The sequence below is a fragment of the Paenibacillus amylolyticus genome (genome assembly GCF_036894225.1).
GTDB classification, from domain to species: Bacteria; Bacillota; Bacilli; order Paenibacillales; family Paenibacillaceae; genus Paenibacillus; species Paenibacillus amylolyticus.
The window spans coordinates 125,308-141,303 of the sequence record NZ_CP145893.1; the positions used below are offsets into that span (position 1 = coordinate 125,308).

Consider the following 15,996-nt stretch of genomic DNA (forward strand, 5'->3'; position numbering starts at 1 on the left):
GTGACGAAAATTTATAACAAAACTTCAAAAAAACACGCTAGATCAATTTTGAAATGGGTTGAAAGCCATTGTTTTATGAAAAAAGTCCCTAAAATTATATTTACCTATACCAAAGTCTCGTTTATGATGAGAGTAATTTCCATTTCATCATTCGACAAACTTCATCGGGAAATAGATAGGCAATAATAATTGCCGATTAAATCCAATTTTAGGGGGCCGGATATGTCTTTGTTTTCGAGAAAAAGAAGTTTGAATCGTATACTCCGTACTACATTGGCAAGTATTTTACTCATTAGTTCTTTTAGTGGTGGGATTTTTTCTTCTAAAGCGAACGCTGCGACTTGGAGTCCTGTACATCAGGTGCCTGCAAGTCTTCAAACTTTTGTGGAATATGGCAATGGTACATTTTTGTCTTTAGGCTATTTTCTAGACTATCATCTGTCGACAGATTCCGTGACCTGGGATAACCGGAATCTAGAGATTTCCATTGAACCGACTAACGTCAAGTTTTTGAATGCAACTTGGTTTATTACTGCGTCGGATGGAGTTTATAAGTCATCTGAACCCACAACCACCGGATGGACGCCTGTAAATTCATTTTTCCAAAACAAGCAGATCAACGATATTGCTTATAGTCCCGTTACTAACCGTTATGTGTTAGCAGGAAAAGAAAAACTTTACTCATTCATAGAAAATGGTACTCCAGAGGTAGTGTATACGAATACAAACCTTGATTTTTACCGAGTAGTGTACGGCAATGGGATGTTTATTGCAACAACCTATAATGAAGGACAAGCGGCTAAAATCTTCCGTTCTTCCGATGGGTTAGCATGGACTGAGGTATATACAACTAATCCGACCCAAGCCATTTTCGATGTTGCCTATGGAAACAATACATTTGTAGCGGTTGGTGAGGCTGGACAGGCATACGTTTCAAATGATGGAGTAACTTGGAGCAAGACGACCGTATTGAATTACAGCAACGTTAGTTTAGCTTCAGTGACTTATGCTGCAGGTAAATTTTATACCGTTAGCGCAAATGAAAGAGTTGCAACCTCGATAAATGGGGTTGTTTGGGAAGAGGAATGGAGTAATCTATCCTCATCCATTGATTTTGCCGACGTCATTATAGGTGGAGGACGAGCAGTTGCAGTAGGTTATGACAGTCAAACATATGACGGTCATATAAAGTCGGCTCCCGCCCCACAAGTGAATAGTGTGACTGTGACCCCAGCTAACCCAATTGTGAAGCAAGGGGACACAGAACAACTGACAGCAACCGTGGATGTAAGCGGTGGAGCGGCCCAAACAGTTACGTGGACCAGTAGTGACACGAATGGCAATGTCACGGTGGATGCAAATGGATTGGTGAGTGTGGCAGTAAACACTACACCAGGCACATATACGATTACAGCAACGTCAACAGTTGATGGCACCAAGTCAGGTAATGCAACGATTACGGTTACCTCGGCACCGGCAGTAAACAGTGTGATGGTCAGTCCGACTAGCTCTAATGTGGTGCAAGGAGATACAGAGCAACTAACGGCCACTGTGAACGTCAGCGGTGGAGCGGCGCAAACTGTTACGTGGAGCAGTAGTGACACGAACGGCAATGTCACGGTGGATGCAAATGGATTGGTGAGTGTGGCAGTAAACACTACACCAGGCACATATACGATTACAGCAACGTCAACAGTTGATGGCACCAAGTCAGGTAATGCAACGATTACGGTTACCTCGGCACCGGCAGTAAACAGTGTGATGGTCAGTCCGACTAGCTCTAATGTGGTGCAAGGAGATACAGAGCAACTAACGGCCACTGTGAACGTCAGCGGTGGAGCGGCGCAAACTGTTACGTGGAGCAGTAGTGACACGAACGGCAATGTTACGGTAGATGCGAACGGACTGGTGAGTGTAGCAGCAAATACCCCACCTGGTCCTTATACAATTACAGCAACGTCAACGTTTGACGGTACTAAATCAGGTAATGCAACGATCACGGTTACCTCGGCACCGGCAGTAAACAGTGTGACGGTCAGTCCGTCTAACCCTAGTGTGGTGCAAGGAGATACAGAACAATTAACCGCCACTGTGGATGTAAGCGGTGGAGCGGCGCAAACTGTTACGTGGAGCAGTAGTGACACGAACGGCAATGTTACGGTAGATGCGAACGGACTGGTGAGTGTAGCAGCAAATACCCCACCTGGTCCTTATACAATTACAGCAACGTCAACGTTTGACGGTACTAAATCAGGTAATGCAACGATCACGGTTACCTCGGCACCGGCAGTAAACAGTGTGACGGTCAGTCCGTCTAACCCTAGTGTGGTGCAAGGAGATACAGAACAATTAACCGCCACTGTGGATGTAAGCGGTGGAGCGGCTCAAACCGTTACGTGGGCCAGTAGTGATTTGAACAGCAATGTTACGGTAAATGCGAACGGACTGGTGAGTGTAGCAGCAAATACCCCACCTGGTCCTTATACAATTACAGCAACGTCAACGTTTGACGGTACTAAATCAGGTAGTGCAACGATCACGGTAACTTCAGCACCAGCAGTAAACAGCGTGATGGTCAGTCCGTCTAGCCCTAATGTGGTGCAAGGTGATACAGAGCAACTGACCGCCACTGTGGATGTAAGAGGTGGAGCGGCTCAAACCGTTACGTGGACCAGTAGTGACACGAACGGCAATGTTACGGTAGATGTGAACGGACTGGTGAGTGTAGCAGCAAATACCCCACCTGGTCCTTATACAGTTACAGCAACGTCAACGTTTGACGGTACTAAATCAGGTAGTGCAACGATCACAGTTACCTCGGCACCGGCAATAAACAGTGTGACGGTCAGTCCGTCTAACCCTAATGTGGTGCAAGGAGATACAGAGCAACTAACGGCCACTGTGAATGTCAGCGGTGGAGCGACCCAAACTGTTACGTGGAGCAGTAGTGACACGAATGGCAATGTCACGGTAGATGCGAATGGATTGGTAAGTGTGGCAGCAAATACCCCACCTGGTCCGTATACAATTACAGCAACTTCTTCTTTTGATAGCACCAAGACAGGTAGTGCAACGATTACAGTGATTTCTGCACCAGAAGTCAACAGTGTAACAGTGAGTCCTACCTATTCAAGTGTGCTGCAAGGTGACACACAGCAGCTGACAGCTACTGTGAATGTAAGTGGGGGAGCAGCCCAAACCGTTACATGGAGCAGCAGTGATACGAGCGGAAATGTCACAGTGGATGAAAATGGATTGGTAAGTGTCGCTCCAAACACCACACCTGGTCCATATACGATTACCGCGATATCAACGGCCAACGGCAGTAAATCGGGCAACGCTACAATAAACGTAGTTACTGAAATCGAACAATTCACTGTGACGATAAACAATTTGGTAGGCGGCACAATTAGTGTTGCCCCTACGATCTCCCCAGCCGGTAACTTAATTAGCTTGAACATTCTACCGGATTTCGGGAAGAGAGTAAAAATAGGATCGCTGAAGTATATCTTTAATTCTGTGGGTTATCCGATCGTGGGTGAAACTTTCATCATGCCAAGCGGGAATGTTACCATTAGCGCAGAGTTCGAAGATATCTCAGAGACGATACCTTTTTTAAGTATTGTGGCTCCATTATTTTCACCTGTAACGGTTGGTTATGAACAACCTTCTGCAAAGAAATTAATCATCACGAATGCCGGGGCGGCTGATACCACCATTCGTAGTCTGACTTCCAGTGAACCCAATACATTTGTGGTTGAAGGAAGTGGCAATAATGTAGCTGCGGGTGAAAGTATCGACACGTGGAGCGTTAGACCGGTAGTAGGCTTACCAGCCGGAACCTATACTTCTGTGATTACAGCTGTTTATGGAGACGGGGAAATAGCAACAACTAACCTTGTACTTACTGTCAATTCTTCCAATAGTTCAGGTGGCGGTGGAAATTCAGGCAATAGCGGCAGTGGAGGAGGCTCACAAGGTGGCGGAACACCATCAACAAACCCACCTCAGCTAGAGCCAAGTGGTGTCCCTGTTGTAATAAACGGTAAGTCAGAGAAGATCGGCAGGTTGGATACAAAAATCGTTGATAATAGAACCATAACAACTCTTACGCCGGATCCTAGCAAACTTCTAGAATGGTTGGCGAAAGAAGGTCAGAATGCTGTAGTGACTATTCCTGTGAATGAGTCATCGGATTCCATTGTGGGAATATTAACAGGGGATGTTGTTAAAAAGATGATAGAGCAATCTGCCGTCTTAGAACTGGTCACCCCGCTTGCCACGTATAGACTACCTGCGAGCCAAATCTCAATTGAGACGGTAGTGGGTCAACTTGGTGCGGATGATACACTATCAGACATGACGATTGAATTAACAATCTCAAAAGCTCTTCCTTCGGAATCAAGCATTGCAAAGGACTCGGCAATTTCAAAAGGTGCTTTACTTTTAGTGGATCCTGTCCATTTTACGTTAATGGCTGAATTTAACGGTTTAAGAAAGGAAATAAATCGCTTCAATACGTACGTTGAACGGTATATTCCACTTCCGGAGACCGTCGATCCAAATCAGATTACGACAGGAATTGTTGTAGGTTCGGATGGTTCCACTCATCATGTACCAACTTATGTTGAGAAGAAAGATAATCGCTACCACGCAGTGATTAATAGCTTGTCCAATAGCTTGTACACACTGGTTTGGCACCCAGTCGAATTTACTGATGTGACGAACCATTGGGCAAAAGACGCAATCAATGACATGGGATCACGAATGATTGTTACGGGAGTTAGGGAGGATATTTTCGAACCGAATAGGAGCATTACACGTGCAGAGTTCTCTGCTATGGTTGTAAGAGGGCTGGGTATAGTACCGTTAACTGGCGAAACTTCATTTATCGATGTAAATAAGTCCGATTGGTTTGCTGATTATATCTATACAGCTCACGAATATCAATTAATTGAGGGTTATAATGATGCTGAATTTGCTCCTATGGATACCATCACTCGTGAACAAGCTATGACAATTATTGCGAAAGCGATGAAGATCACAGGTATCAATCCGGATTTATTGCCTGATCAAGTAAACACGTTGATCGGACAATATAAAGACGATTCATCGATTTCAAGCTATGCCAGAGGTCATATAGCAGCTGGTTTAGCAACGGGTATTATGAATGGTAGAACAACGACTACGATTCAACCGAAGGGCCAAATCACACGTGCTGAAGTGGCTACGTTACTTCAAAAATTACTTAAGAAGTCGAATTTGATTCAATAGAAGCATGAAAGCGAAGGATCAGACCAAGAGGGTCTGATCTTTTGCTTATTAAGATTCCAATGAGCAAATACGATCTGTATTTTTGATTAGTTAAAGAGAGGGGATTCAATGAATAAGTCACGTTTGGGGAATGCGTATTTAAAAAAGACTGTAATTATATTAGGTATGTTTTTATTGTACTTTCCATTGTTTTTAGTTATATCCATGTTACTTTTCGGAATAACTAACATAGTCGATCCGGGTGCATATTATAGATATGCTACTGAGAGCAAGTATAGTGAGGACGTCTTTTTCTCACCTGAAATTGATGCTAAAACAAAAATAGGGAATACCATTACAAAAACTTTTATTGTTATGGAAAAAGATCTACCAGATAACACCCAAGCAATGTTTCATGAGCTTTTAACAGAGGAGAGTTCATTTCTCTCACAGCTTAAAGAAAATAAGGCGTATATGGATTACTTGGTCGATAATAACTTAACTCTTGAAGAATTAATTACATATATGAAGTCGATCTCTAATTTAAGCAATGAAATTTTAAATGGTAGTTTGTACTTTTCAGCAGTAATAATATTTATCATTGTATACATCCTGTTCCGCTTTAGATTAGAGTTATATTGGTTAGCAGGAATATTGTATGTATTTTCAAATCTGGATGGTTTTACGTCAGGAATCTTTTCAAATATTTTCTATAACCCTATGCGTTGGGCGAGTATGATGATTGGACAGGAATACACAATAAATCAATACAACATGTACATAGAGTTTTTACCTAAAATCAAAGAAGCATTTTTGACTTTCATTATCTTTGACACTGTTGGCCAAATATACAGGGAGAAATGGGAGAAGAAAAGATTAAAAAAACTCACAGAGATTTATGTTTCATTAGGTGCAGCTTTAAATTTGATGAGAGATTTAAGAGCTGCAAACAGTAACACTCCCTTCATAAAGATTACTAAGGTGAACATTGATTTATATTATCTAAGTAAATATGCATCAAAAAACAGAAATGATATTGCCTTAAAAGAAGTGAGAGAGCTTACAATAATGTTTTTACGTAGAATTGAATCTAGTTCACTATCACTAGACGATGTCATCCGTTTTTTAGAGAGATTAATAGTGGAGTTAAATGGCTCGGAGGACTTCAAAAATAAAATTAATCTCGTTACAATTTTATCAAACAATCAAGTTAAGGGAGGTTGATATAAATTTTCAAGAGGATTCATTTTGGTGATACTTGCTCCTACACTTTCAAAAGGAACGGTGGTATTTCGAACGATCAGCGTCACTTCTCCGGTGGAGGTATAGTCAGCCGCCTTCCAGAGCGCTGACGACTTCCCATTGATAGGACAGAGTCCCTTCAGGCGCGCCATCATCGCACCTGGTGGTTCCCAGATCTGCGCTCAAGGTCGAGTATTGGGATTTATTTCATTATATCTTCAGAGAAGTTACGCTTCTCCACATAGTACGCTTATGAAATGGAACAGAAAGATTTTTCCCCGTTCCAATGTACGAGCACCTGTCCTTCATTTATAAAGTGGAGATAATGGGGATCTGTCTCATCCATTCTGGATTTGGTCATAATAATTTGCTTATAGATGCCTCTTGCTTTTGGTACCTTTGGGATCGATTTTTGGTTGTTTCAAGATGATGCAATAGATCGTCTCCGTTGAGAAATTCCGCAAATCGTCAAAATGGAAAATTCACCGTCGTTATGGGAGGCTTCGAGAATCGTGCAGATGCAGAGAAACATTTGAAACAATTTACGGTCCGGGAGGACTACAGTGAACCACTGTATGTTGATAGCTGGATGAGCAATGAAAATCTACAATAATGAAAGAAACCTGCCCTAGTGCAGGTTTTTTTTTTTTAACTATGAGATGTGGAGAAGTGCAAATCTGTAATCTTACATCGTTGTCAGTTTTGTGTAAGTTTGATCGATAGGAGCTGAAGTGGCCTTAATATACACTTAAATCAATTCAACGCACCACATTCACACCTTTAGGAGGCCAAACTATGAAAAGTGCATATGCGGATCTACTAAAAATAGTAAGTAAAAACATACCATCTATTCGGTTGAGGGGATTATTCGAATGTACCGAGATACATGGGCTGAAATAGATTTAACGAAAATTCGCGAGAATGTCATACAGATCCGCAAATTTCTACCCCGTTCGGCCAAATTAATGGCAGTTGTTAAAGCAAATGCATATGGCCATGGAGATATTGAGACGGCCAAAGAAGCAGTAGAGGCAGGCGCGGATTATTTAGCGTGTGCCTTCATTGAAGAAGCCATCCGCTTAAGAAATGCCGGCTTAGCACAACCGATTCTTATTTTGACTCCGATACGTCCCGAACTTGTACCTCTGGCTCTGGAACATGATTTGATGATTACCGTTACACAAGCTTCATGGTTTCAGCAGATGAGAAAATACAAACCTGTTCATACCCGGCATAAGCTATCTGTGCATGTGAAAATGGATACTGGACTTGGGCGAATCGGTATACGTACGGAAGAAGAATGGCTTGAAATGGTTCCATGGCTCCGGGCTCCAGATGTAATAGTAGACGGGTTCTATACTCATTTCGCGACAGCGGGTGAGACAGACAACAGCTATCTGCAGCTTCAGATTCAACGCTTCCTGGAAATGAAAGAATGGAGCAGTATATCCCAGATTCCAGTCAATCATTATCACTGTGCGGGAAGTGTGGCAGCACTTCGATTTCCGGAATTGTGTATGGATATGGCTCGAATAGGAGCTGCAATTTATGGTTTTTATCCGGAAAAACTAGTATCGAACATCCAGGTAAAGCCTGCATTCAGTATGCACAGTAGATTATTGCAAACGAAAAGATTAAAAAAGGGCGAATATGTGGGTTACAACAATGCTTATCAAACAGACTCCGATCAATGGATCGGAACAGTGCCTATCGGTTATGCAGATGGATGGTCGCAGAGAATGCAAAATACGAAGGTGTTGGTGGAGGGGCATCAAGCAGAAATTATAGGAAAAATCTCCATGGATCAATTGATGATTAAGCTTCCCAAGTATTTTCCGGAAGGATCCAAAGTGACCTTCATTGGTTATTCAGGTGAACAGAAAATTACGGTTCAGGAACTGGCCAATCATATCGGTGGTGTATCTCAAGAAATAACGAGTTCCATCACGGACAGAGTATTGCGAATCTATAAAGAAGGCGGGGAAATTCAACGTGAAATCACGGGAAGTCGTACAACAACATATTGAAATCAGCGTAAGTAACGAAGAACTATGTCACGGGCACTTAGTGTTAATAAATTTTCAAAACCCAATCAGAAGGCAAGTACAAGCTAATCAACTAGAGTCCTTGGATTCCTTACTTTCAATAAAGAAGTTAAATAAGGAGATGCTTCTGGAGAAGCAGTGCTTCAAACAATTTCATGCTCTACTTAAGGCTTGTGGGGGGATGGATGAAATTGTCGCTGTCAGTGCATATCGAACCAAAGAAGAACAATCCCAAATCTATCAGGATTGTTTGATAGAACAGGGACCAGAATATACTTCCAAATACGTAGCCTTGCCTGACCAGAGTGAGCACCAAACAGGGTTGGCTATCGATGTCGGTAAATTGAAATCGAATATCGATTTTATTGCACCTTCCTTTCCTGACACGGGCATATACAGGTCCTTCAGACAACATGCCATACAATTCGGTTTTATTCTTCGATATAAGCAAGAAAAAGAATCAATCACTCGTATTGCGTATGAGCCATGGCATTTTAGATATGTAGGATACCCCCATTCCAAAATCATGGAAGAAAACAATCTATGTTTAGAGGAGTACATCGATTTTGTACAGCAATATCGGTACTCTGGAGAGCAGCTCACAGTTAAAGCAAAGGACATGACAATCCAGATATATTATGTTCCAGCGGATAAAGAGGCGTCTAGTCATATCCCGATCTTGAAATGTGATTCTTATCGGATATCAGGAACGAATCGTGAAGGATTCATTGTTACGACTTTCTCCAACAATTAAGTTATAACAATAGGAATTATATAGATTATATTACATTTTAGGAGGATTTTAAGATGCAGAAGAAGTCGATTGCGGTATTGTTTGGCGGATGTTCAGGTGAGTATAACGTATCTTTGAGTTCGGCTGCTTCAGTGATTGAAAATTTGGATACCGAAAAATACAATCTTGTGTTAATTGGAATTACGCAGCAAGGTTCTTGGCTCAGATATAGTGGAACGGTTGAGGATATTCGCAATGATCGATGGCATTTGCATCCGAGTTGTATCCCATCCTTTTTCTCACCGAGCAGAGAAGTCAGAGGACTCATTGAGCTAGTGCATACGGAATATCATGTAACACCGATTGATGTTGTGTTTCCAGTGCTTCACGGCAAATACGGTGAGGATGGAACCTTGCAAGGATTATTGAAACTGTCGGGTATACCGTTTGTTGGATGTGGCATGTTATCCTCTGCGTTATGTATAGACAAGGAACTGGCTCATAAACTGGTGCAGGCAGCAGGGATTGATATACCGCGTTCCCTTACAATACATCGAATTGAACGGATGGAAAAAGTGTTATCAGCAGCAGAAGCACTGGGTTACCCTCTCTTTGTTAAGCCGGCTAGATCAGGATCATCTTTAGGGATATCGAAGGTGAACAATAGGCAGGAATTGATTACTGGGACTGAACAAGCCTTCTTACACGATAGTAAAGTTGTCATTGAGCAAAATATCAACGGTTTTGAAGTGGGGTGTGCTGTATTGGGCAATTCTGATCCCATAATCGGCGTTATTGATGAAATTGAATTGCAGGGACAATTTTTTGATTATTCGGAAAAGTACTCCTTGTTGAGTTCGAAGATTCACTTGCCAGCCCGTATTGATGAGGATACTGCAATGAAGGTTAAAGAGAGCGCTCTGACTATTTATAAAACGCTTGGATGCAGAGGGTTTGCGCGAGTAGATATGTTCCTGGACACTGACGGAAGAATTGTGTTCAATGAAGTCAACACGATACCTGGTTTCACATCGAATTCCCGCTATCCTAACATGCTCCAAGCTAGCGGCATGACTTATGCCAATATTCTTGACCGGCTCATCGAGCTCGCCATTGGTGTGAACTGAGAGCGGTTGAACTTGCGGTTGAGCGAGGATTGGATGGATTCATTGTCGATGATCTCGTTCAAAGGAACGGATATGCAAAAATGAGCAAAAAGGCAGTTTCAGTTTTTATTGGTTCATTTAAAAGGCGGACATTCCATAACATAGGAATGTCCGCCTTTTATAAACGAATTCTTGAATTCTTTATCTATTCAACTTAAACCGTTGCTGCAACATGCTTCTCACGGGGAATCTTGGTTGCATCAACCATGTTGCGCAAGGAAGCAATGGTTTCTTCGAGTCCACGAGTTTTGAGACCGCAATCCGGATTAATCCAGAACAGTTTAGGATCCAATACACGCAAGGCACGTTCGATCATGCTTGTCATTTCATCCACACTTGGAACACGTGGGCTATGGATATCATATACGCCAAGTCCAATGCCCAGTTTATACGTGTTCAACTCAAAGCTGTGAATGAGTTCACCGTGACTGCGGGACGTCTCGATCGAAATAACATCGGCATCCATCGCTTCGATGGAATCATTCATGTCATGGAATTCTCAATAGCATATATGTGTGTGAATTTGAGTCGTGTCTTGAACCGTGCAAGTGGAAATACGGAAAGCTTTGACATCGGAGAAAAACTATATTTATCTCCCATACTTGATCTGTTTAACGGAGAAATTATTACATATACGATTGGTTCAAGACCGGTCTACTCGCTTGTTTCCACGATGTTAGATCAAGCATTTTGCAGTTTAACAAAAGAAGAAAACTCCTTATTCATTCGGATCAAGGCTGGCACTACCAGATGAGACCATATCGTCATGCCCTTGAAAAACGTGGCATCACGCCAAGTATGTCCCGTAAAGGGAACTGCTACGATAACTCCGTCATGGAGAACTTCTTTGGCATCATGAAATCCGAGTTTTTGTACTTAAAGCAATTTGAAAATATCTCATATTTTAAACAAGAACTATCCAAATACATTGATTATTACAACAACAAACGCATTAAGGCAAAACTAAAAGGCATGAGTCCGGTACGGTACCGGATTCATGCCCAACAAGTTGCTTAAAGAGATAATCTGTCTAACTTTACGGGGTCACTTCAACAAGACGTGGTTTTTTATTTTTTGGAGGAGGTTTATTTCAGCAATATATTCTTTCTATTTCGACATTGAACTAACTACTTGTGGACGGCTCTTTATTGTGGGATAGAAAAAAGATAAAGACAACATGGACATTTAATTGGCAGTGAGATAATAACGTTGTACATAAATTTTTCATGTAGTTGTGTTGTTTTAATTTCAACATGCTGTGTAAAGTGATCATCGCACCATAACTATTAAAGAGATATGCATAATACATGTTAAGGAATAAGTCATGATTAAAGCATTCATTGATGTAAGAAAACAACATTATATAAAAAGCATATTATGAAAATAAAAGTCGAAAATCATCAAAAAAAATATATATTTATGGATAAAATTAACTTATAATTAGGTATAAAGTGATAATTATCACTTTTCAGAAGTTATTAAATAGAACTTTTGGATTACATAAAGATGAATTAATAATTATCAAGACCTAAGAGGAGGAACCAGAAATGGGAGTTGCAGAAGTCAAAACTCAGTCATTGTATTCCAATGTTCAGCGGGGAAAAAAAGAAGATTTTATTTATCTAACAGCTTCCGATTTAATCTTAAAGCAAGATTACTTTTCGGATGCTACAGCTCACTACTGGGTTCAGGCAGATACCGTCCATCTGGATGGATCGATACGTTTGCCTGGGCGTAATCTAATAATAAATGCGAGAGTTATTTCTTCCCATGGAAACATATCTATTAGTACGTCTGGATTACCCGTTCCTCCGGATCAGGACTTCGTACAAGAACCAAAGGCCGATTCCGGCATCAAAGCGATCAAAAGTGGAGACGATGGCGGAAAGGGTCATGACGGTTCCAGTGGAGCCAATGGGATGGCCGGCGGGCATCTTGTACTGACAGCAGAGCGCTTCAATCTAAAAGGAGAATTGAATCTCTCAGCAAATGGCAGTAATGGAGGTCGCGGGCAAGACGGAGGAGACGGGATGGATGGCCGGTCAGGAGATGATGGAAGAGATGGCGAAACCCATATATTCTGGTTTAATGATCATTCCACATCGGGTGGCGATGGAGGTAATGGAGGAGACGGTGGTAACGCAGGAAGGTCCGGGAATGGTGGAGACGCTGGACATATTTTTATTGGATATGTGGTTTCAAGCGAAGAGCAGAGAGTAACGATGGAAACGAAAGTGGGTATCGCTGGAGCGCCAACCTTGCCCGGAAAAGCAGGAGCTGGATGTCCGGGAGGCATAGGTGGCCTTCAACTGGAGACAGTCTCGGTAGGGAAGAAATCAAGCGTTACAAAGCGCAGCAGTACGAAGAGATCCGCTAATGGAAAGGACGGCGTAAATGGCACAGTAGGGATCAGCGCAGAACATGCAATTGATGGTAAACCTGCTCAATCCATTATTGCACAGATTGGATATAGTCAATTTTATGGAGCGAAAATCGCCGATACGGAAATATATAAGAGACTATCTCCTGTAGATTTAGAAACTGGCTTAAGTGCCTCACTTGAACGTCAAACATTAACCTTACATAAGGCAGGATTGGCTTATCTGTCTGGGAGTGAGGAGAAACTCGAAGAGGCTGCCGATTTACTAAACTGGCTGCAACAGACAATACCGAATGAGTCCTGGTTTAATGAGGTACGAGCTCAAAGTACCTATTCCGAATTCCAAAGCGATATGCTGGACGCTTCCATTCAGTGGCTAGCACTACGAAATAAAGCGATGATCCTTATTACACAGTTGGGACAGGGTCTAGACTATTTTAGCCATCCATGGAACTGGGTGCCTCTGATGCCTCTAAATAAATATCAAGACTTGGGTGTCAATCTGATAAACGCAGCTCAACAAGCTGAAACGTTATATCGTGATTACATCTTGGCTGAGAACGATCAAAGAGGGCGCTTAAAAGTATTAACCGATGCCATTTCCGTTGCAGTAAATCGAATTAATGATATAGAGGGTCAAAGGCAAGATTCAATTAAAGAGCGGGCACGCTTGGAAATAGAAGCAGACAAGTTATATGAAGATATACTTTCAAAAGAGAAGTCGCTCCAGAAAGTGGCTGAAGAATTTGTAGAAGCGCTACGGAAGAAACTTGCTTTGTCCACCCTGAAGGCTACATTTGATTTGATAGTGAATGGCGTAGCGCTGGTTACCAATGTAACCCCTGCCCTAACGGCGCTCAAAACAGGCGGTGCCATAGCATCAGCAATGAGCAACTACTGGGATACAGGAAAGACCATTGTGATAGACGATACGTTCAAAAACGCCAAAACGGTAGAAAAAGAAAAAAAGAAAAAAGAAGAGGAACTTTCTAAATCCATTAAAAATGTGACTACCGCTGCTTCTTCGGGGTTAGCAATTATAAAGGATGGAATAGAGATTTACAATCTGATGGGGCAAATGCAAGAAGCACGTGATTCCTTTGGATATTCTTCATCCATGCTTGCCATGTCACGTGAGAAATTCGAAGAGATGTTAAAACCGGTTTATGATCAAATGCCGGAAGATAAAGTGGAAGAATATCGTAAGGCCTTTAATCAATATCTCAACGTCGTTGAAGAATACCAGCGCAAAAAACAAGCAGTGACAGCTAAACACCTGGAGGAAGCAAAACTATTTGCTGAAATGGCACAACGACGTGCAGATCAAGACCGAATCAAGCAGGTAATGGGAGATGACGTGGATGCGGGCTTGCCACTGTTCCATACGTATATTTTCGACCTGTACAACGGCTTAAAGCTGGCATTAACAGATTTCCTGTATCAAGAATACCAAGCATATCGCTATATGGTCCTGAGCCAAGAGCTGTTCCCGTTTGTTCAAGATAGCCACGTTGCCGAGCTTAGTCGTATTCATGCCGATATAACCGTTAAGTTGACAAACGCACTAAATGCTTCAGAAAATCCGGTGCAACCATTCAAAAACGTAACGGTTATCTTTAACGAAGCATCTTTCCCAGAGCAATTTGAAACGCTGCGAGCACATGGAACGGCATTCTTCCCCTTGACACTGGATAACCAACTCATTCGGGAGAGAATTGCAGGTAAAGCTCACATGATGGTTAGTGACTGCCACATTCAGATACCTGGTGCACGGAATGCCGCAGGAAGCATTCACATTGAATATACTCACTCAGGTCATTCAACATTTCTAGATTCGTATGGTCAACGTTTTGACTTTGTACACAACAAGAGCCATGGATTCTTTGAATATGAAGTAACTCCGGATCGAGGTGCAACAGGTGATATAGAACCTAAGGAACTCATTCGGAATGAGTCTGGTGGTGCTGTGGGTGACGGGACTAGCAGAATTATGCCAGGTTTATTGTCAGTATGGTCGATAGAGGTACCTGGCGAGGACCGAGGCGGTCTTGTACTTAATGAGGGCGTGGATTTGAGTCAAGTGAAGAAGATTATCATGACCTTCCAAGGGAAGGCAGAGGCTTATGCTGCTAAAGCTCCAGGAACAAAGTTTACCTCTTTTGTAGCAAAAAAACCTATTTCTGAAAAGTTTGCTGATCATGAGATGTTCGGATTACCGGATACTGGAACAGAAACGGAAATAGGGAAAGAAAATTCAATCCTTATTGAACTCTAGTGTCCTATACCAATCCCACAACAGCGAATGCTAGAGATGACTGAATTATTAGGATTAGGATTAATATATGTGTTAGTAAGGGCCACGGTATGACATGGAAAATACTCCATATGGAGGACAATTATAAAAATACCAGACTGGCGTCGGTGCACAACCGGCGTCAGTTTATTTAATTTGCACGTCGGTCATCTCCGGTTGCAGATGTGGAGATTCCTTCCGTTTTGAGATACGAGATGAAGCTTTCTATAGATGTGTGGTCCAGGCAATTATCCCGACGTATATCGTGCGTACTAGAATTTCTGGACGCTGGGAACGACCAATAGTCATGTCTATTTGCTTGGTATACACTTTTAGCAAAGTCTACGATGTATAGGTCTCATTTTCGTTTCATTCTCAGAAGTAGTAGGCTGCAATCTGGTTGTTAAATACGACTTGAATGATACAAGAATCGCTCACTAGATATGGTAGTAGTGCGTAGCAATCGTCATTCACTTCAAATTAAGCTTTTCTGGCTTAAACTCTTGGGTCAGTAGATTTTCATTTGTTCAGAAACTGGGGATCACCCGCTCTGTTTTTTTCTATTCTTTTGTTTATGGTGTTGTCGAGTCGAATTATATTTGGTATTATAGAACTATATCAATTGTTTAATTATTCTATTACCTGAGCCATGAGGCAAACAGGTCATTCTAATTTGAATTATTTATTGGAATATTTATGTCTAAATACACTCTTTAGGTGCTTGAGTATCATTTTGGATACTTCTATGTACTTTTAGGGTTTTTATTATTTATTTTCCTTATTTCAAAACACCTTTGGTGGAGTTAATTCTTCGGATAACCCACTATAGGTGTTTTTTTATGCTATATATTACAAAACCTAATCAAAATATGAGGGGAATCATT

The 15,996-nt window shown here is 41.8% G+C and carries 7 protein-coding genes and 2 pseudogenes; 8 read left to right on the forward strand and 1 reads right to left on the reverse strand.

Annotated elements, in window-relative coordinates; translation table 11 throughout:
• Positions 1–222 precede the first annotated feature (222 nt).
• The 6 genes from V6668_RS30820 to vanG all read left to right on the forward strand — a co-directional run bounded on the left by V6668_RS30820 (position 223) and on the right by vanG (position 10,400).
• A complete protein-coding gene (locus V6668_RS30820) occupies positions 223–5,274 on the forward strand; it encodes an Ig-like domain-containing protein (RefSeq protein WP_338709163.1) in 5,052 nt (1,683 codons plus the stop codon).
• A gap of 108 nt (positions 5,275–5,382) precedes the next feature.
• A complete protein-coding gene (locus V6668_RS30825; protein WP_091037026.1) occupies positions 5,383–6,477 on the forward strand; it encodes a hypothetical protein in 1,095 nt (364 codons plus the stop codon).
• A gap of 466 nt (positions 6,478–6,943) precedes the next feature.
• Complete coding sequence (locus V6668_RS30830) at positions 6,944–7,108, forward strand: hypothetical protein (protein WP_165789932.1); 165 nt, start codon at positions 6,944–6,946, stop codon at positions 7,106–7,108.
• Between the two features lie 259 nt (positions 7,109–7,367).
• On the forward strand, positions 7,368–8,522 hold the full coding sequence (alr, locus tag V6668_RS30835) for an alanine racemase (protein ID WP_100528075.1): 1,155 nt from the start codon (positions 7,368–7,370) through the stop codon (positions 8,520–8,522).
• A gap of 139 nt (positions 8,523–8,661) precedes the next feature.
• The gene (locus V6668_RS30840) at positions 8,662–9,294 is read left to right on the forward strand and encodes a D-alanyl-D-alanine carboxypeptidase family protein (RefSeq protein ID WP_279303091.1); all 633 of its coding nucleotides are present in this window, start codon (positions 8,662–8,664) and stop codon (positions 9,292–9,294) included.
• A 53-nt stretch (positions 9,295–9,347) separates the two neighbouring features.
• The gene (gene vanG / locus V6668_RS30845) at positions 9,348–10,400 is read left to right on the forward strand and encodes a D-alanine--D-serine ligase VanG (protein WP_338709164.1); all 1,053 of its coding nucleotides are present in this window, start codon (positions 9,348–9,350) and stop codon (positions 10,398–10,400) included.
• 193 nt (positions 10,401–10,593) lie between these two features.
• On the opposite strand, the pseudogene V6668_RS30850 reads toward vanG, so the two are convergent.
• Positions 10,594–11,010, reverse strand: a pseudogene (locus V6668_RS30850) (5-methyltetrahydropteroyltriglutamate--homocysteine S-methyltransferase); the annotation flags it as partial.
• Between V6668_RS30850 and V6668_RS30855 the strand changes: the two are divergent.
• Positions 10,996–11,456: pseudogene (locus tag V6668_RS30855) on the forward strand (IS3 family transposase); the annotation flags it as partial. The pseudogenes V6668_RS30850 and V6668_RS30855 sit on opposite strands and share 15 nt — an antisense overlap.
• A 530-nt stretch (positions 11,457–11,986) precedes the next feature.
• The gene (locus V6668_RS30860) at positions 11,987–15,094 is read left to right on the forward strand and encodes a hypothetical protein (RefSeq protein ID WP_338709165.1); all 3,108 of its coding nucleotides are present in this window, start codon (positions 11,987–11,989) and stop codon (positions 15,092–15,094) included.
• Positions 15,095–15,996: the final 902 nt, after the last annotated feature.